Below are 18804 nucleotides of genomic sequence, written 5' to 3' on the forward strand. Positions count from 1 at the left end.
GAATCAGCTGCTATTCATTTTCATTCACTTATAAAGCTTTGTCTACCTGCTTTTTCTCTTTTCGCTTCATTTTCATTAGCGTTTCATAAACAATCGGTACAATCACTAAAGTAAGTAGTGTTGAACTTGTTAAACCACCAATGACCGTGACACCCAACCCCTTCGAAATAAGGCCGCTTCCCTCCATGCCAAATGCTAGTGGAATGAGGGCCCCTATTGTAGCAATGGCTGTCATTAGAATGGGACGAACCCGCGTGCCAGCTGCTTCGAGAATTGCCTCTCTTGTTGATAACCCATCATTTTCTTTATGAATGACACGATCAATTAAGACAATGGCATTCGTTACAACAATCCCAATTAACATCAAGGCACCAATCATCGCTGAAACACTTAATGTTTCACCGGAAATCAATAAACCTAGAAGGCCGCCGATAATTGTGAAGGGTAAGGAGAATAAAATGGCTAACGGAGCTAAACCTCCGCCAAACGTAATAACGAGAACTAAATAAACAATCGCAATCGCAGCAAGCATTGCTAAGCCTAGCTGTGTAAAGGATTCAGCAATGTCTTTAGAAACCCCGCCGACAGAAATATCCACAGTTGATGGAGTTTTTAATTGATCTACTTTCTTTTGAACAGCAGTAGAAACTTTTGCTACATCTTTAGTAGTGATTTCTGCACTTACACTTGCATAAATTCGACCGTCACGTCTGGTAATCGTATCGGATGTATTTCCCTTTTTTAATTTAATAACATCTTTAATAGGGACTTCCATTCCAAGCGGAGATTGAATGGTTTGTTTGGTAAGATCGTTAATACTTTTGTACTTATCCATCTCAACTTCTAAATAGACATTCATTTCTTTGCCATCTTTTTCAATTGTAGTCAATACTTGACGTTGGCCATTTCCTGCTAACCTCATCCCAATTTGTGCAGCAGTAACACCTAATTGACTTAATTTTTCCTGGTCTGCGACTAATGTGTATTCTTCATACGTATCTGAGATACTCGTTTTCACATTTCGAAGTGATTCGTTTCGATTGAAGATTTCCGCTATCTTGTTAATGACGGGTTCAATATCATCCATATTGTCGCCATAAACATTAAACGTTAGAGCATTGGATGAACCCATACCAGAGAAATCCTGGCTTGCCCATTCCCCTTTAACTTTTCTTTTTTTCAAGTCATTGATCACATTTTCCGTTTCTTTTGAAAAATTTGCCGTATCTTTATCATATTCAACAAAGAACATCGCTGAAGTACTTTGACCCGGATTCATCGGATTCTCTCCGCCGACAGAAAACTGTATGGTCTTAACTCCTGCTCTTTCTTCTAAAAATTTTTCTGCATCGGTTGCAATCCGCTCGACTTCATCCAGTGTTTGACCTGGTGCTGGTTTGTATGTGGCAACTACCATTTTCTGCTCATCGGAAGGCAGGAAACTGACCCCAATGACCGGTACAAGGAACAAGCTGCCTATTAATAGTAGAATCGCTAACCCAAAAGTAAGGATTTTATGGTTCAATGACCAATTAAGGACCTTTTTATAACCTGAAGCTAATTTACCTGGTTTGCTCTCAACATGCACCTGTTTCGACGATATCCCCTTTTTAAATAAGGAATGAGCCATCATCGGAACAATCGTAATCGCAACTAACAGAGACGCCATTAAGGCGAAGACAATGGTTAATGCAAATGGTAAGAACATCTCCCCAACCGGGCCTTTTACTAATCCTAATGGCAGAAACACAGCAATAGTGACAATGGTTGAAGAAAAAATCGGCATAAACATTTCTCTAGTTGCTGCCACAATTAATTCTTTACCTGATAATGTTTCATTCTTTATAGACATTCTTCTAAAAATATTTTCGATGACCACAATCGAATCATCAATAACTCGACCAATCGCAACTGTCATCGCCCCGAGGGTCATCATATTTAGTGTGATATCCATTTGTTTAAGAAGTAATATCGCGATTAATATTGATAAAGGAATGGAGATCACTGAAATGATCGTTGTCCGGAAATTTCGTAAAAATATCAAAATGATAATCATCGCAAAAATTGCACCAAAAATTGCTTTATTCAGCATCGTTGAAACGGACTCTTCAATCGGCTTTCCTTGATCAAAAATTGTTGTTACTTTTAACCCATCAATTTTCGCTTCAAAACCGCTTAGTTTTTCTTTTACTGCATTAACCACATCCACTGTATTTGCATCTTGTGCACTAGTAACTTGAACACCAATCGATTCTTTACCATTCGTTCTGGAAATCGATTCGGCTTTCCCTACTACTTTAATGGTTGCAATATCTTTTAGTTCAATCGTTGGAATCCCATTCAAACCCTGTGATGGTTGAGTGCCTTGGCTAACTTGGCCAGTTGTCATGCCTATTTGTTGTCCTGGGCTTGGTTGACCACCCGTCATTCCTTGCTGATCGCTTGTAGAAGGAATGACAGGTATTTTAATCGCTTTTAAATCATTGATTGTTGTCACATTTCCATCGATGACCACTGATTTTTGCGTATCTTTAAATGTATATAAACCTAAAGGAAATGTTACATTGGACGCCTTGATTAAATTTTTAACTGTATCTTCTGTTAAACCATTTTCCTTCAGCTTTGTTTCGTTAAATTTCAATTGGACTTCATTGACTTGCTGTCCAGATATTTGGACGGTTTGTACCCCTTCTATCCCTTCAAGTTCCGGGACAATTTCATCTTCTGCTGTTTTTGTTAATTCAGCTAGTGACTGATCTTTATTGGTGATACTTAAAGACATAATCGGAATAGCAGAGAAACTCATACGGGAAACTTTGGGTTCCTCTACTCCATCAGGTAGTTCAAGTTTGCTTAATGCCTCTTTAACTTCGTTTTGTGCTTTCTCCATATCTTTATCAAAATCATACTCAATTTGGATGGATGAAGCGTTTTGAAACGAAGAGGAACTTACAACCGAAACCCCGTCTAAATTCTCAACTCTTTTTTCAATTGGTATAGTAACACTCTCCGCTACTTGTTCTGGTGTGGCACCCGGATAAACAGCCATGACTGTAACAAGCGGAGTACTGATATTTGGAATCGTTTCTAGCTTCATGTTCATCCCTGAATACAATCCAGCAATTGTAATAATGATAGTTAACAGCCATACAGCAAACTTATTTTTCAATGAAAATTGAATGATTTTCTTCATTTTTGTCTCCTTCTTATACCATGTTGACATTTTGTACAGATTCAAATAGGATTGACTAAGCGGTCACAACAATTTCAATAATACTGACCATTTGGTCATTCGTCAACAATTACACACATTTCAACCAAGTAATATCTATTAATGGAGGGTTTATTTTGACAGAAAAGGAGAAAGTAATTATCAAATCAGGGATGAAGCTTTTTGCTCAGAAAGGTTTTTCCTCCACGTCTATTCAAGAAATTGCTACTGAAAGTAATATTTCTAAAGGAGCTTTCTACTTACATTTTAAGTCAAAGGATGAATTATTACTCTCAATTCTGGAATATATATTTGAAACGATTGAAGCAAGCCGATTAGTTTTTGAAAATCAAGATTTATCCCCTCGTGAAAAATTCATTAAGCAAATCACTGCTTTTTTCAAAACCTTTATTGGTCATAAAGAGTTTATGATTATGCTCTCCAAAGAGCAGGCAATCCCAAGGAATGAAAATATCAAAAAACTTTTCTTTAAAAAGCGCTTTGAATCACATTTATTATACCGTAAAGGATTAGTATCAATTTATGGCCAGAAAGTTGAGCCTTTTTCAATTGATTTAGCCTTAATTCTTGAAGGTTTGTTTCAGTCGTATGTAGGATTATTGATTCTTGAACCAGCTGAGTTTGAAATTGAAAAACTATCCCACTTTTTAATGAAAAGGATGGATAGTATTGCCAAAGAAATGACCAACGAAGAACCTTTCTTAACTGAGCAAAAGCTTGGGAAAATAATAAAAAACTCGAAACTTTTTTCTGAACCAGCTGATATCCATACTTCCGTCCAAAACTTGAGGAATGAAATCAATCAGATGGAAAATAGAGAACCGTTAGAAATCTCACTTGATGTCCTTGAAGAGGAAATGAACAAACAGAACCCCCGTCTCCCAGTCATTAAAGGGATGCTATCAAATTTCAAAGGAATTTCCCCACTTGAAAAATACATGAAGGAAATAACTGCTTTTTATGGACTTGAAATATAGAGGATATGTTAAAAATATCCTTAACTATAAATTTTATTGACTGACCGGCCAGTTTTATTGTATATTTTATGACAGATTCGATTTTACAAACATCTAGATAGGAGATATAAATATGGTGATTGAAGAAAAACGCATTAATACAAAATTAATCATAACCGGCCTCATTATCGGTATGTTTTTCAGCGCATTAGAACAAACGATCGTTGGGACGGCTATGCCAACGATTATTTCAGAGTTAAACGGCTTTACCATTTTTGCTTGGGTTACAACAGCCTATATGATTACATCAACAACGGTCGTCCCGATTGTCGGGAAATTATCTGACCTATATGGCAGACGGTTCCTCTATTTACTTGGAACAATCATCTTTATTATTGGTTCCGGACTGTGTGCTACTGCAACATCAATGGAACAGCTTGTGATCTATAGAGGTCTTCAAGGGATTGGCGGCGGGATGATTATGCCCCTATCGCAAACGATTATTGGGGATATCTTTACAGCTGAGCAACGAGCGAAGTGGCAAGGAATTTTTGGTGGCCTCTTTGGATTAAGTTCAGTCATCGGTCCTTTCTTAGGTGGAATTATTGTCGATAGTATTAGCTGGCACTGGATTTTCCTAATTAACGTTCCTTTTGGATTACTTTCCGCGATCCTAATTTTTATGGGATTAAAGAACGAGTCGGTTGCAAATAAGGGCAAAGTAAATATCGACTATTTAGGGATTATTACATTAATACCTGCCATTGTATTATTGTTACTCGGATTAACATTCGGCGGGGATAAATTTGAGTGGGCCTCAGCTACATCTTTCCTAATATTCGGTGGTTCTATTTTACTACTGATTGTATTCGGATGGATCGAGCGAAAAGCAGTAGAACCGATTTTGGATCTTTCTTTATTTAAAAATCGTATTTTTGCCACAATGAATGGGTTAGGGTTTTTGCTTGGCCTTGGTATGTTTGGTGCCATAATGTTCGTACCAATGTACATGCAAGGTATTCTAGGCGTTTCACCTACTCAAGCTGGTTCTACGATGACACCAATGATGATTGCTATGATCGCTGCAAGTGTTGTTGGCGGGCAGTTATTATTAAGATTTAGCTTCCGTTCAGTTTTAACCGCGGGAATGCTGCTTGCTGCTTTAGGATTCTTTTTAATGAGTACCATGGGCATCGATTCAAACGAATTTACGGCCTATGCCTATATGGTGGTTCTTGGCTTAGGGATGGGCTTAGTAATGCCGACTTTAATGATTGCCATCCAAAATGAGTTTCCCAAGTCTCAGCTTGGAACGGTAACGTCAGCCTCCACCTTCTTCCGATCGATAGGCGGAACGATTGGGATTACCATTTTGAACTCGATCATGAATCATACACTGAAAGGTGAAATGGTGAATGCTGCGAATAATACTGAAAATCCAATTGCTCACCAAGCACTAACAGCACTTTCTGAAAAAACAGATTCATTGTTTAGTTTGCTGCTTAATCCAGGCCTTTTAAAAATGCCTGAAGACATTCAAAATAGCGTGATTCATGCTATTCAAATTGCTTGGTCTGATTCATTTTCCACTGTTTTCTTGACAGGTCTCATCTTTATTGCAGTCGGAGTCTTGGTTGCTCTTGCTGTTGGTAAGGGTCGTATAAAAAGAGATAGTGAGCTTAATGAAGGCGGCAAACAACAAGTAACATCATTTAATCAAGATGCAACTGAATCATAAAATGTGGAGGGATTCATAGGAATCCCTCTTTCTCTATGTGAAATATTCTATTTTAGCTTCAGGAAAATACGTGTTAATATAGCTGCCAAGCGTACCTTTTATATCTTCTTGCTCCTCATTTGAATAAACAAATTTTCCGATGCCGTAGCGTCCCCATTTCCATTTGCGTTTGGTCTCATCTAATTCAAGTTTTGTCATCGGGTAATTTTTTTGAATGACACGTTTCGCTGGTTTTGTAAACCGATGCTGGATCATTTCAAAGGTTAAATCCTTTTTAGCTGACTCCGGAAGTTCGGCCTCCAGCTTTTCTAACATTTCCTTATATCCTTCCTTCCATCCCTCGTGCAGGTATATCGGTGCAATAATGAATCCTAACGGAAAACCGGCTCCGGCCACCTTGCCTGCTGCCTCTATTCTTTCGGGCAGTCTAGATGTTCCCGGTTCAAAGTTCTTGATAATATAATCGTCATTGACACTAAAGCGAAAACGGGTTTTTCCATTATGTTTAGCATCAAGCAAATGGTCCACATGGGCGAATTTGGTTACAAAACGAAGCTTGCCATATTCCGATTGTCCAAAAAACTCAATCGCTTTTTTTAATGTATGGGTGAGGTGATCTACACCTACGATATCAGATGTACATGAGGCTTCAAACCTCGTCGGTTCAGGCGCACGTTCTTTCATATAGTTATCAGCAGCCTCGAATATATCTTCAAGGTTCACATAGGTACGAATATAGGGTTTACTGCCCATTGTTGTTTGTAAGTAACAATAATGACAATGCCCCATACAGCCAGTCACAAACGGGATGGCATATTCCGCAGAGGGTTTAGATGTATCAAACTTTAATGTTTTCCTTACCCCGATCACCAGGGTAGATTTTGCCGTTCGGTACTTTTGAAAATCATTATCACCAGGTAAATTTCGAATTTGATTATGCGAAGTGGTTTCCCTAATTTCAATTCCCATATTCTCAAATTTAGTGATTAACTCTTTTCCAAGTGGATATTCTAATGCCTTAGGCTCAACATAAACGAGCTGCGGAACAAAGGGCTTAACCATAATAACCCTCCATCTCTGATATACCAAATGCATCTTGATAGGCAAATTCTGCTTCCTCCGCAGATGAATAGACGGCTACTTCCTCCGTTAAGGGATAATAGGTTTCATAGATAAAAAGTGAAAGTTGCTCAGGGTTATCAGGATTTTGTACAACCGCCGCTTGTTGAACATTGGCTACATCTTGGGTATGTGGATTCCGAATAATAATGTAGACGATTTGTCCTGGTTGATATGACGACATAGATTCACCTAATCCTTTCATATCTGGATTTTTCTATTCATTGATATTATTCTCCACTAAAGATTTTTAAGCGGAATGAAATATTTCCATTTACAACGTGGGATTACAGATTTGATGATGAAGAATAAATGTATTGATTTAAGGGAAATTTACTTTTACGTTTGTAAAATGTATTTAGGGGATGCTGCGAATGGCAATTTTTGTTTACCAGACTTTTGAAATTAAACAGGATAAATTTAAAGAGGGTATTGAAAACTTAAAAGAAATTAAAACGTTCCGGAATGAAAATTATGATCACAATGTCGAAATCTTAACTCCTGTTTCCGGTGAAGACCATACATATGCTCTCCTCACCAAATATGAAGGGTTAGCTGAAATGGAATTACAAAACAAAAAAATGTTTGAAGATGAGGAATATCTAAAACTGATCGGAGACTTTTTCCTGCAAAATATTGTTCAAGGCAGTATGTATACGCAAATCTACCGGGCACTCCGTGAAAAGAAAACAGACAAAAAACACGGTTGAACATCAGCCGTGTTTTTTGTGTTCTTGGTTATCTTATAATTAATTCTTGAGGTTTTTGTTATCTGATGAAGTACCCCGTACTATGCCAAGAAGATACCCTATTATTAATCCAATTACGGCAGGAATAATCCAACCAAGTCCTTCTTTATAAAATGGAAAAATATCAAGTAACCCACTCCACTTACTGGCGAGGAAGCTTTTATTAATCGTATCTATGATACTAAATAGGGCCACGAAGCTTATGACTGAGATATAAACCTGCCGGAAATTCTTAATTAAATCATCAATGAGTCCTAAAAAGATAATCACGATTGCTATCGGATAGATCATGCCAAGAATTGGAACGGAAATCTGTAAGATTTGTGTTAAGCCTAAATTGGCAATAGCAGTACTAAGAGCCGCTAAGATAATAACCCACTTTTTATAATTTACTTTTGGAATCGCATTTGCAAAAAATTGACTGCAGGAAGTAACTAAACCGATCGAAACGCAAAAACAGGCGATTGTAAAAACCAGACCTAAAATGAAGGTTCCGCTTTGACCAAACAAGTGAGTCATAACATTGGATAATATTTGTGCACCGTTTTCTGTTTGGCCTAATGACGAACTCGCAGCCCCTAAATAACCTAAGATTAGGTAAATAACGGTTAGCAGCAATCCTGCTCCTAAACTAGCATACATCATATATAAGGATCTCTTTTTGAATTCCACTACCCCTTGTGATTTTAGTGTATTGGCGATGACAATACCAAATGCTAAAGCAGCTAAGGCATCCATTGTTTGATAACCATCTAAAAACCCTTGAAAGACTGGAATTGAACCATAGCTTTCCTTTGGTGCTGCGAATGAACCAATTGGATCCATTAAGCTTTTCACAAAAATTATTGCGATGAGCGCAAGCAAGATTGGAGTCAATAATTTCCCAAAAAGGTCAATAAGCTTAGAAGGATACATACATAACCATGTAACTAATCCAAAAAAGATGATGCTGTATATTAACAAGGAAACGGGGCTGCTTACCAAATTTTCTGGTAAAAACGGTGCCATACCCATTTCAAATGCAAGACTTCCTGCCCGAGGAATGGCTAGTCCAGGTCCAATCGCAATATAGATAAGAAATGGAAAAATCAAAGCAAAAAGAGGATGAACCCGTTGATTAAGTTCATTAAAACTTCCTGCCTTAGCCACCGCTATGACACCTAAAATCGGCAGACCCACTGCTGAAACAATAAAACCAGCAAGAGCTATCCAGAGATTCGTACCCGCTGACTGTCCCAAAAATGGTGGAAATATCAGGTTGCCAGCTCCAAAAAACATAGAAAATAACATAAAACTAATAAAGACAATCTGTTTGGCAGAAAAATTCATTAAAAATCTCCTTTTGATTAAAAAATATTATTCCATAATAATAAACCATATTTAACCCAAGATGGTATATTTATTTTAAAAATCCATTAATTGAATTATTGCTAAAAAATCCTCTTTCATTTTTTTGAAAGAGGAAGTAGTCTAAAAAACCTTTATCAAAAATAATCGGAGAAATAAGGTGTCTGTCTTTCAATTAAATTCTCTAGTATTTCTACGATTTGTTCGTTACTAGTTAGTCTTCCGATGCTAGCCAAATAGGAGGGTCTTTTATACCCAATTAACATTGTCGTCAATGTTTGGATGGTAACAGATACTAGCGGTTCCCCCACACTTTGAATTAGTTCTCCCTGACCCTTGGCTGTGACATGAAGAGTAAATATCCCTTGATTCCATTCAAGGATTGGATCATCAATCAGGATTATCAGTTGTATATCTACACCCGGTGCTCTAAACGGGTATTGATCGATAAATTGTTTAACATCTACTATTCGTGCCATGAAATAGGGTGCGATGGTTTCCTTAATATCCCCGTCCTCCAACCAAAATCCTAAGGGTTCATTGGTATAGATGGCACCGACAACTTTTGAAACCATAGAAAAATGGGCACTGATGAAATTCCAGAGTCCAATCCGCGCCTCTTCATTCATATAGACCATTTCTTTAATATGAAGCACATCATGTGAAATCCAGTACAACAGATATCCTTGAGGCTGATGGGTACTATCATAATATACAGCTGCCGTTAATTCGTCCAAATCCCATCTCCAGTACTCCTCCCAGGCCAAATTCGTTCGAATCATGGCAGCATGCCGCTTACTGGAAAAGAGCTTATAAACCGTTTTAATATCGGGATGATCAGTATTTAGCCGATCAACATAGCCTGATACTTTTTTTACTTTCGGCAATTGATAATCTTTAATTTCAAAGGTCATCTTATCGGAAATGATTTCCCAACCTTTTTTTCGGTAAAAAGGCAAAGAATATGGATATAAATAGCATATCGATTGTTTTCTTTCTTTCATATCCGCAAGGGCCTGCCAAATCAACTTATTCATTAATCCCAAATTCGCATATTCCGGATAAGTACCAACCCCTGTCAAACCACCCATCTCAAGGGTTCGTCCAAAGATATTTACTTGAAACGGATAAACAGCTATTTGGGAAATCAGTTTTTCACCATCAAACCAGCCCAGCACATCCGCCTGCTCCAAAACAGGCAGTTTTGCTAATGCGATTTCACGTTCCTCCCAACCCACTGTTTGTAAATCTTTTTTGGTTACTTGGAATACATAACGTAATAACTCATTGAATTGCCGCCAATGTTTTGGTTCCACTTTTTCCATTTTGAGCCTGTCCAGTCGACTCATACCATTACCTCCAACAAATTTACAGTCATACACTATGTTCAGGTATTTTTTATGAATTTATGTAACCTTTTGCAAAAAAAAGAAAAAGCTGCCCATTTTATTGAGCAACTAATGAATGAACGTTTACACAATTACTTGATTCCGAGCACCTTTTTCGTTGCAGGACCGACTATTCCATCTGCTGATAGTTTATGAGACTTTTGAAATTTGCGGACGGCAGTATCGGTGTTTACTCCAAACACACCATCGACACCATTCGTACTATATCCAAGTGCGGTCAACTTGTGCTGAAGTTCTTGAACAGCTGGACCGCGACTGCCTTTTTTAAGGATTTCTCCACTCGTACTAACAGGAACTGAAGGGGCACTTGAACCTCCTTTTACATTATATCCATTCGCGGCAGCAATCGCATTAAATGATTTCCCTGATGATGTGATAATGACTGGGGTACCAGTCGGTACCTGATTATATAGCCACTCTACTTCACTATCATACATGCGGATACAGCCGCTGCTTACATACCCGCCAATAGAACTTGGGTTCGCATTCCCATGAATTGCATAAGTGGTCCCCCATGTTCCGCGTGCATTTAATCCAAGCCAACGGTTACCAAGCGGATTACGTGGATCTCCACCTGGAATATGTCCCTTATAGTAAGGTCTGTTCTTAATCTTGACCACAATCTTAAACTTGCCTTCAGGTGTGTACGATTTCTTTCTCCCAGTACCTACTTTAAACTGTTTTTTAAACAGTCCGTTTTCAAAATAAGCAAGCCGATTAGTTGTCTTGTTAATAATAATTAACTTTCCACTGGAGGCTGCAGAACTTGTCGGGACACCAACAAAAAAACTAGCCAACATAAAAAAGGCAAATATAAAAAAAACTAACCACTTTCTGGGCAATTGAACCCCTCCTATACGGCATAAATACTCATCCGTGTATCCTATGTCGGAAAGGCTTGTACACATTACAATTTTATTAAAGATATTACAATGAAGGTTAGAAAGAAACTATAACTTCGTCCTTAAACTCCAAAGCTCTGGGAAGAATTGTTGGTCTAGGACTCTTTTTAAATAGGTCACACCCGACGAACCACCTGTCCCCTGCTTATGGCCGATAATCCTTTCCACGGTACTCATATGATTAAAGCGCCATAATTGCTGTTGATTGCCGATATCTACTAATTTCTCTGCCAATTCGTAAAGGTCCCAGTATTGGTCCACATTTCGATAAACAGTTAGCCAAGCTTCCTCGACACTAGTATTCGGAACATAGTTTTTGGATAAATCACGATGTCGAATCTCATGATCAACAGGTAATCCACGCGCTACAAGTGCCTGTATTGCAGCATCATAAATACTTGGTTTAAGTAGAGCCGCTTGCATTTTTTCATAAAGCTCTTTTTGATGTTGATAGACTGCCAGAGTATGAGCATTTTTGTTCCCTAAGGCAAATTCAATCATACGATTCTGGTAAGACTGAAACCCTGACGATTGACCTAATTTATCCCGGAACTCTAAGTACTCTGAAGGTGTCAATGTCGAAAGAACACTCCATGACTGAATCAATTGCTGCTGTATTCTTGAAACACGCGAGAGGATTTTGAAGGATGGCTCTAAATCATTGTTTTGAATATACTCAATTGCAGCCGTCAATTCATGGATGATTAATTTCATCCATAATTCACTTGTCTGATGGATAATGATAAATACCATTTCATCATGGTGATTGGATAACCGATGCTGACTTGATAAGATTTGATCAAGATGGAGATAATCCCCGTAGGACATCGCTTTTTGAAAATCGGTTTGGATGTTTTTCTCGAGCCCATTGTTCGTGTTTTTTTCATTCGATTTCAAGGCATTGAACCTCCCTCATGTTAAGTGTGCTACTATTCCTCCACATTCGATTAGATTATGCTACGACTTCCCGTTCATTCTTAAACTTTTCATATAACTTCTCTGTCATGATTTTCTTAAGAATCTGGACCACTTCCCAAACCTCTGTATACGAGGTATAAAGCGCAACTGGCGCAAGACGAATAATGTTTGGAGCACGGAAATCAGGAATGACACCATTTTCTTTCAACGCTTTGCAAATACGTGCGGCTTCTTTATGCTCTAAACTTACATGGCCACCACGACGGATATCGTCTTGAGGATTTCCAATCGTGAATCCGAAGTCATGCAGATCTTGATTAATTAAATCCATTAAATATTGATTGATTTGTAATGACTTGGCACGAATATTTTCGAGTCCTGCTTCTGTAACAATCTCCAATGCGCCTAGTAAAGGAGCAAGACTTAGGATATGAGGTGTCCCAATCTGATAAGCACCTGCCGTATCAGCCGCTGTTAAGGTATGTTCCATATCAAATTGTTTCTCTTTTTTCGAACCAAACCAGCCAGAAAGTCCAGGGACGGTGCCAAAATGTTTAGAATTCACATATAAACCGCCAACACTTCCCGGACCTCCATTTAAGTATTTATAATTGCACCAATACGCAAAATCAACACCCCATTCACTGAACGAATGTGGAATCGCTCCTATCGAATGACAGCCATCAAAACCGATTAATATCCCTCTTTTGTTTGCTTCCATTGTCAGGCGCTTCATGTCCAAGATTTGCCCGCTTCGATACAGAACTGTTGGCAAAATGATCAGCGCAATATCTTCGGTCATCGCTTCGATAATATCCTCTTCCTCTAAAAAGCGCCCATCTTTGCTTTTTACACGGACAAGATGGGTATCCGGATCAAATCCATGGATGCGAAGCTGACTTTGAATCGCAAATATATCTGATGGAAACGTTAGTTCATCTGCTAAAATTTTGGTCCGTTTTCCTTCCGGCTTATAAAATGTAGCAAGAAGCTGATGCAGGTTAACTGTTGTGGAGCCCGTTACAATTACTTCATTAGCTGAAGAACCTACTATTGGAGCCATCATATCCCCTAATTTTTCTGATAAGAAAAACCAGGGGTGCTTCCCCTTTGTCCAACCGTCAATTCCATGTTCCTTCCAATCATTTAAGCACTCCAAGAGAGTACGCTCTGCTCTTTTCGAAAGAAGGCCCAATGAATTCCCGTCCATATATATGGAATTTGGCTTTATATAAAATTCTTTGCGAAATCTATTAAGGCTATCTTCTTTATCTAGTAATTGTGCATTCTCTAATGACAACTGCATAACTATCCTCCAATCTCCACGCAAATCGTCGGTATCTCGTTAGACAACGCTTACATATTCTCTATTGTTAAATAACTTGGTTTTCTAGATACTACTCACCATTGTTATCATCCTCAACTTCAATGATCATCTCAACCTCGACAGTATTATTGTGTGGCAGTTGGGCCATACCAATTGCTGATCTCGCATGCCTTCCCTTTTCACCAAACACTTCCACCAATAAATCGGAGGATCCATTCATGACTTGAGGATGGTCTTTAAAATCAGTCGTGCTGTTGACCATGCCTAGGATTTTGACAATCCGCTTCACTTTACTAAGGTCGCCTAATTCATTCTTGATTACTGTTAAGAGATTAAGCATACATTGTCTTGCCGCTAGATAACCTACTTCTATCGATACATCCTCACCAAGTTTACCGCGGTATTCATCAGTCCCTTGTCCTGATGTAAAAATTAGATTCCCAGTTCGTACACAGCTAACATAATTTCCAGATGCGGGGCGGAGAGCTGGCAGCTTTATTCCAAGTTCCTCTAATCTCTCTTCTGGAGTTATCACTTTGTTTATCATCTTCTCATCCTCTTTCAAAATTAATAGATTAACTTGCTCATCTACATTTTCTCTATCCATATCGGAAATCCTCTTTTCAGGACTTCAAACTTAGCTATGGTAATGTTATTCATTTGGGTATTTAAGTAAATTAAAAGAAGCCAGAGCCAGTAATAATTAGGCTCCAGCTACTTTTTTTAAAGATTCACATTTATTTAGTAATAATGTGGTTTTCAAGCGATACTAGCTTAATCTCCTTAATGCCTTCAAGCACGAGGCTGGCTATCTGCTTAGCTCCATTCTCCTGAAAATGTGTGTTATCCTGAACGCCTTTCGGATAGTTCTTGTTCTCACTAGGTTCTAGCCAGAGGAATACATCCTTAGTTCTTTCGGGTCCAAGCTTCTGGAACAATATCTTGCTTTTAGCCGTAAGGTCAAGTACAGGCACATGTTCTTCCACTCCAAGTTTCTTCATAGCAGTTGGATACGCTCCATGTGAATTTCGTAAGTTGCCATCTTTGCTAAAACTTCTTCGTTCAACGGGTGTTACAAGTACAGGAATAGCTTGTTTGGCGCGGGCCTCGTGAATATATTGTTTTAAGTAACTCTTATAGGAAGAGTTTGGATCAGTATAACGGTTCGGGTCGTCTTTTTTTTCGTCATTATGGCCAAATTGGATAAACAGGTAATCTCCCTTCTTCATCTTTTTTAAGATGGAATCGAGTCTCCCCTCATCAATAAAACTTTTTGAACTCCTGCCAGGTGAAGCAACATTTTTCACCACAACGGTATCATCGAAATACCGATTAATCACTTGTCCCCAGCCTGCTCGCGGTGCTAGCGAACTTGAATAATCCGAAACAGTTGAATCACCAGCTAGATAAACCGTAATTCGGTTTTTGTGGGGGTATTCACTATTCCTCATTTTTGCAATGCTATTTATTGAAATCATTCCGAAAACTATTAAAAACAAAGTTACCATGACTATTTGCGCATTAACCTTTTTCCGCATACCACCACTCCTTGATGTGAACCTCTAGATTTATTATATCGGTGATTATGTGCTTTTTATGCATTTGGGGTGATTGTTATTGTATGAGAGGGAGAATGGACACATAGTCGAGAGGAAAAAGATAATTGGCGACCAAAACCATCCAATAAGAATGGTACTAGCCGCCAATAAAGTTTGATGCCATATCCTTAGAATCTATTTCCTATTTATACTATTTCTAAATTGATCATAATCCGTTTTAATAAAATGAAAAATCGTTGCATTCCCACCATGATCGGGGTGTGTTATTTTTAATAATTTTTTATACCTAGTTAGAACTTCTTTATCACTTGCCATTTTTGAAAGGCCTAATTTTTGACGATAATCATTCGTTTTAGGTTGGGAAAAAGGAACGTCATCAGTTTTATCAGAACTACTATAATTCCCTTGAAATCGTTTACCTTTCAATTTTATCAATTCGTTCGTCAAACCAATATTCTCTTTTAGTAACTTCTTCGTTTCACTTTGTAATTCACTTTTCTCTTTCCCAAGATTAACAATATCTTTCTTTAGAATGTCAATTTGCTGAATTAATCTTGCGATTGATGTCTGATGGAGATGTTCAATTCCTTTTATGTGCTCATTCTGTGCCTTTATTTTTACTTTTAATTGACGGATTGTCACTTCCTGATCGACAGGATGCTTGGAAGTCTGCTTTGTATCCTCTGCAGTTGACTTATATATGGGTTTCAAAATACCGGTGCCCACCCTTTCAATCTTTCCATCACGCACCAAACGACGAACGATTTGAACAGCAATGCTATCGGCCACCCCTGCATCCTTTAATAGATAAAAAGCTTGATCTGTATTGTCAAGTATGTATCCAGTAGCATGTCCTGATCCCTTATAGCTAATCTTTCTTTCACGAAACCATCGTCTAACGGTTTGAATACTAGTATCTTCTGTGACTCCGGCTTCAATTAACAAGGCATAAGCTTGATCTGTGTTCAAAATGTTCCCATTCCCTCTTTTTTATCATTATTCTATATGAGCAAATTCATAATGTGAATGGATAAAAAAGACTATCATTTTTCTATTTAAACAATATTAATGGTCACGATTGACTAAATAATTTAATAGATGTTTTAAAAATGAGGTATTACGCGGTACTACTTGCAATGCTTCCATGGCCAAACAATAGTGTTCCCACATTTCTTTTCTAGCACCTTCAGGCCCTAGGATGGACACAAAAGTTGAATTGTTGTTTTCAGCATCTTTGCCAATTGGTTTCCCAAGTAGGTTCGAATCTCCTTCGACATCAAGGAGATCATCCTTAATCTGGAATGCAATCCCGGCATGATGAGCAAACTTTTTCAAAGCATCAAGTTCGGATTCCTTTGCACGACCAAGTATTGCAGGCATGATCAGCGAGGCTTCAAATGCTAAACCAGTTTTATAAAAGCACATCGTATTTAATTGCTCCAGTGTCAGTTGTTTCCCTTTCGAATCCAAGTCCATCGCCTGCCCCTTACACATTACGGCTGTCATTTGAGCCGAATAATGGATCAAGCGTAATACTGTTTTTGAATCGAATGGGTCCAAAGATGCTTGTTCTGCTATCGCTTTTTGAGTAAGAAAGAGACCGGTTAATTCCGCAATGGAAACGTTAAATACTTGATGAAGGGTTGGACGACCTCTACGGATTGAGGCATTATCCTGAGATGGCAAATCGTCGAAGATTAAGGATGCCGTATGCATATATTCCAATGATTTCAGAAGCGGTACGATGGCGTTCTTATTTAGTCCATATTCGTTCACGCCCATGACCCAAGTCATGATTGGCCGAAGTCGCTTTCCGTCACCTTCCAGACTGTAATTGGCAGCATCAATTAATGGCTCAACATCCTCGATTTTAGGGATTTTTAAGAAATGATTGATCTCATTTCGAATCGTTTCAATCGTATCTTTAAACTCTTCCTGCTCCTTCCGTTCATTTTTCAAAGTAGTAATCATATGGTCACGAAGAAGTTTATCAAAAAAATCGACATCATCGGCTTTTCGCACCATCTTTTGAATCACACGATTGAATGTAGGATTCCCGGAAGCAAAAAGCGTCATCACTTCATTATATGTATCGGTTCCCATGCGTTCCTTATAGCGCTTCAAACCGTTGATTGCCCGGTCGAGAATCACCTCACAGGCCTTGGTGTCTGAGTCATACACCTTATGAATCAAATTGGAGATGACGGTCCAGTATAATTCAAATGGGTTAATAAGATCGGCACGCTGTTTATGATATTTCAAATAATAGGTATACGGTGTGACTCTGCCATCCTTCAAGTCTTCATACATATCGGCAAAATCATCCGCGAGCTGGTTATAAATACCGTAATAGAATGTGCGGTTGTCAAAATCTTCATCCTCCGGAGCGCTGATTACAGTACGGACAATCAAGCGGGAAGAAGATGATTTTAAAATGACCGGGATGTAGAGTTCTTCGTTCGTATAATTGGGATTTGATAAATCCTTTACACGGTCCACTTCCTGTGAATGAAAAAACACATAGGCCTGTTCAAAAAATTTCTGTCTAGTTTCTGGGCGCAGATGAGATTTAATGTACTCAAAGGCATCGCGGAGTTCGGAATGAATATAAACAATCAGGTCTCCATTTTCCCCGGTCCAGTTACCTAATGGAGGCACAATTCCTGTAACAAGGCTGGTGCGTATCAAATGAGAATATCGTTTTTCCTCCTCAGCGGATAAAATACCTGCATCAAGAAGGTCATCAATAAATGGATAGGTCAAACCATAGGCATAGCCTAGTCTAATCGCAGCAGCAAGTTTCTGTGTCCGTTCTACAGGGGATATCTTATCCCCCAGCTCATCAATCTCATTCATGAGTACCCCGGCGATGATTTTAATCAACTTACGCTGAGCATTTTCAGCGTCCATCCCGATTGGAATATTTGTGGTCACAGTCTTTAGTTTTTTTAACAACCAAATCATCGTGGATTCGATGCCCTCTTTTTGGGCCATACGGTATAACCCTGCCATGTTGAACATCTCAATTGTGGTATTTCGGTTTGTTGCTCTAGATTGAGTCAAGTGATCTTTCAAATTGTCAACGACATGCTTGATCCTGATTTGTGTCTTTTGCGAATCCAGGGCCTTTCCCAGATCGCGCATGAAAATATATGAGATGCTACGATTCAAGTAGTTATCTAGTTTACCAGTGTAATCAAGCCATTGAATGTAATTATGATATGCACGAGTGTCAGGTTTTCTTTTTCCACGTGAAAAGAAGGATAAGATCGAATGATGATGTATATGGTTTCGTTTCCAGGACTGGATATCTTCTGTTATGGTCGGAACATAGACCTTTTCCATGACCTGTCGATAAAGGGAATGAAAATAATGAGCAGCCTTCTGCTCAGCCATCTGATAGCTTACATTCGCGTTTTTTATTAACTCCTCATTCATACATTCATACCTACTTCTTAAGGTTGTATTATTCTTTTTAACTATCAAACTATTCTCATTATATTTAATGTTATAGGTTTTAACAATATAGTATGACAACAATGAGACCG

At 38.4% G+C, this 18804-nt stretch carries 15 protein-coding genes; 3 read left to right on the forward strand and 12 right to left on the reverse strand.

Annotated features, from left to right (window positions below):
• Window positions 1-28 precede the first annotated feature (28 nt).
• On the reverse strand, window positions 29-3193 hold the full coding sequence (locus tag RCG22_RS05585; protein ID WP_308106086.1) for an efflux RND transporter permease subunit: 3165 nt from the start codon (window positions 3191-3193) through the stop codon (window positions 29-31).
• Between the two features lie 155 nt (window positions 3194-3348).
• On the opposite strand from RCG22_RS05585, the gene RCG22_RS05590 reads away from it, so the two are divergent.
• Both RCG22_RS05590 and RCG22_RS05595 read left to right on the forward strand, forming a co-directional pair.
• The gene (locus RCG22_RS05590; protein WP_308106087.1) at window positions 3349-4209 is read left to right on the forward strand and encodes a TetR/AcrR family transcriptional regulator; all 861 of its coding nucleotides are present in this window, start codon (window positions 3349-3351) and stop codon (window positions 4207-4209) included.
• Window positions 4210-4321: 112 nt separating this feature from the next.
• Window positions 4322-5926: an MDR family MFS transporter gene (locus tag RCG22_RS05595; RefSeq protein ID WP_308106088.1), complete on the forward strand. Its 1605-nt coding sequence runs from the start codon at window positions 4322-4324 to the stop codon at window positions 5924-5926.
• 33 nt (window positions 5927-5959) lie between these two features.
• Here RCG22_RS05595 and splB read toward each other — a convergent pair whose 3' ends face one another.
• Both splB and RCG22_RS05605 read right to left on the reverse strand, forming a co-directional pair.
• Window positions 5960-6988 carry a spore photoproduct lyase gene (gene splB, locus RCG22_RS05600; protein ID WP_308106089.1) on the reverse strand — a complete coding sequence of 343 codons (1029 nt, stop codon included), beginning with the start codon at window positions 6986-6988 and terminating at the stop codon, window positions 5960-5962.
• Window positions 6981-7250 carry a transcriptional regulator SplA domain-containing protein gene (locus tag RCG22_RS05605; protein ID WP_308106090.1) on the reverse strand — a complete coding sequence of 90 codons (270 nt, stop codon included), beginning with the start codon at window positions 7248-7250 and terminating at the stop codon, window positions 6981-6983. Before RCG22_RS05605 ends, splB begins: the two co-directional genes overlap by 8 nt.
• Before the next feature lie 169 nt (window positions 7251-7419).
• On the opposite strand from RCG22_RS05605, the gene RCG22_RS05610 reads away from it, so the two are divergent.
• Window positions 7420-7755, forward strand: a complete 336-nt coding sequence (locus RCG22_RS05610) for a hypothetical protein (protein ID WP_308106091.1) — start codon at window positions 7420-7422, stop codon at window positions 7753-7755.
• Window positions 7756-7794: 39 nt separating this feature from the next.
• Here RCG22_RS05610 and brnQ read toward each other — a convergent pair whose 3' ends face one another.
• The 9 genes from brnQ to RCG22_RS05655 all read right to left on the reverse strand — a co-directional run bounded on the left by brnQ (window position 7795) and on the right by RCG22_RS05655 (window position 18694).
• On the reverse strand, window positions 7795-9123 hold the full coding sequence (gene brnQ / locus RCG22_RS05615) for a branched-chain amino acid transport system II carrier protein (protein WP_308106092.1): 1329 nt from the start codon (window positions 9121-9123) through the stop codon (window positions 7795-7797).
• A gap of 155 nt (window positions 9124-9278) precedes the next feature.
• On the reverse strand, window positions 9279-10490 hold the full coding sequence (locus RCG22_RS05620) for a GNAT family N-acetyltransferase (protein ID WP_308106093.1): 1212 nt from the start codon (window positions 10488-10490) through the stop codon (window positions 9279-9281).
• Window positions 10491-10621: 131 nt separating this feature from the next.
• Window positions 10622-11392 (reverse strand): L,D-transpeptidase family protein, encoded by a 771-nt coding sequence (locus tag RCG22_RS05625; protein WP_308106094.1) that lies wholly within the window; start codon window positions 11390-11392, stop codon window positions 10622-10624.
• A gap of 108 nt (window positions 11393-11500) precedes the next feature.
• Complete coding sequence (kynA, locus tag RCG22_RS05630; RefSeq protein WP_308106095.1) at window positions 11501-12349, reverse strand: tryptophan 2,3-dioxygenase; 849 nt, start codon at window positions 12347-12349, stop codon at window positions 11501-11503.
• Between the two features lie 55 nt (window positions 12350-12404).
• Entirely contained in the window at window positions 12405-13676 is a 1272-nt protein-coding gene (gene kynU, locus RCG22_RS05635; RefSeq protein WP_308106096.1) for a kynureninase, read from the reverse strand.
• A gap of 91 nt (window positions 13677-13767) precedes the next feature.
• Window positions 13768-14241: a RidA family protein gene (locus tag RCG22_RS05640; protein WP_308107096.1), complete on the reverse strand. Its 474-nt coding sequence runs from the start codon at window positions 14239-14241 to the stop codon at window positions 13768-13770.
• A gap of 193 nt (window positions 14242-14434) precedes the next feature.
• On the reverse strand, window positions 14435-15148 hold the full coding sequence (locus RCG22_RS05645; RefSeq protein ID WP_374049465.1) for a rhamnogalacturonan acetylesterase: 714 nt from the start codon (window positions 15146-15148) through the stop codon (window positions 14435-14437).
• A gap of 282 nt (window positions 15149-15430) precedes the next feature.
• Window positions 15431-16225, reverse strand: coding sequence for a hypothetical protein (locus tag RCG22_RS05650; protein ID WP_308106097.1), 795 nt, complete (start codon window positions 16223-16225; stop codon window positions 15431-15433).
• Window positions 16226-16321: 96 nt separating this feature from the next.
• The gene (locus RCG22_RS05655) at window positions 16322-18694 is read right to left on the reverse strand and encodes a polyprenyl synthetase family protein (protein ID WP_308106098.1); all 2373 of its coding nucleotides are present in this window, start codon (window positions 18692-18694) and stop codon (window positions 16322-16324) included.
• Window positions 18695-18804 lie beyond the last annotated feature (110 nt).

It is taken from the genome of Neobacillus nitrireducens (assembly GCF_030915405.1).
Classification (GTDB): domain Bacteria; phylum Bacillota; class Bacilli; order Bacillales; family Cytobacillaceae; genus Neobacillus.

What these genes read in the sequence shown, in the direction of transcription:
- RCG22_RS05585 (WP_308106086.1), bottom strand. Translation starts at nt 3,193, where the DNA reads ATGAAGAAAATCATTCAATTTTCATTGAAAAATAAGTTTGCTGTATGG.
- splB (WP_308106089.1), bottom strand. Translation starts at nt 6,988, where the DNA reads ATGGTTAAGCCCTTTGTTCCGCAGCTCGTTTATGTTGAGCCTAAGGCA.
- RCG22_RS05605 (WP_308106090.1), bottom strand. Translation starts at nt 7,250, where the DNA reads ATGAAAGGATTAGGTGAATCTATGTCGTCATATCAACCAGGACAAATC.
- RCG22_RS05610 (WP_308106091.1), top strand. Translation starts at nt 7,420, where the DNA reads ATGGCAATTTTTGTTTACCAGACTTTTGAAATTAAACAGGATAAATTT.
- RCG22_RS05655 (WP_308106098.1), bottom strand. Translation starts at nt 18,694, where the DNA reads ATGAATGAGGAGTTAATAAAAAACGCGAATGTAAGCTATCAGATGGCT.
- RCG22_RS05620 (WP_308106093.1), bottom strand. Translation starts at nt 10,490, where the DNA reads ATGAGTCGACTGGACAGGCTCAAAATGGAAAAAGTGGAACCAAAACAT.
- RCG22_RS05645 (WP_374049465.1), bottom strand. Translation starts at nt 15,148, where the DNA reads ATGAGGAATAGTGAATACCCCCACAAAAACCGAATTACGGTTTATCTA.
- brnQ (WP_308106092.1), bottom strand. Translation starts at nt 9,123, where the DNA reads ATGAATTTTTCTGCCAAACAGATTGTCTTTATTAGTTTTATGTTATTT.
- kynU (WP_308106096.1), bottom strand. Translation starts at nt 13,676, where the DNA reads ATGCAGTTGTCATTAGAGAATGCACAATTACTAGATAAAGAAGATAGC.
- RCG22_RS05595 (WP_308106088.1), top strand. Translation starts at nt 4,322, where the DNA reads ATGGTGATTGAAGAAAAACGCATTAATACAAAATTAATCATAACCGGC.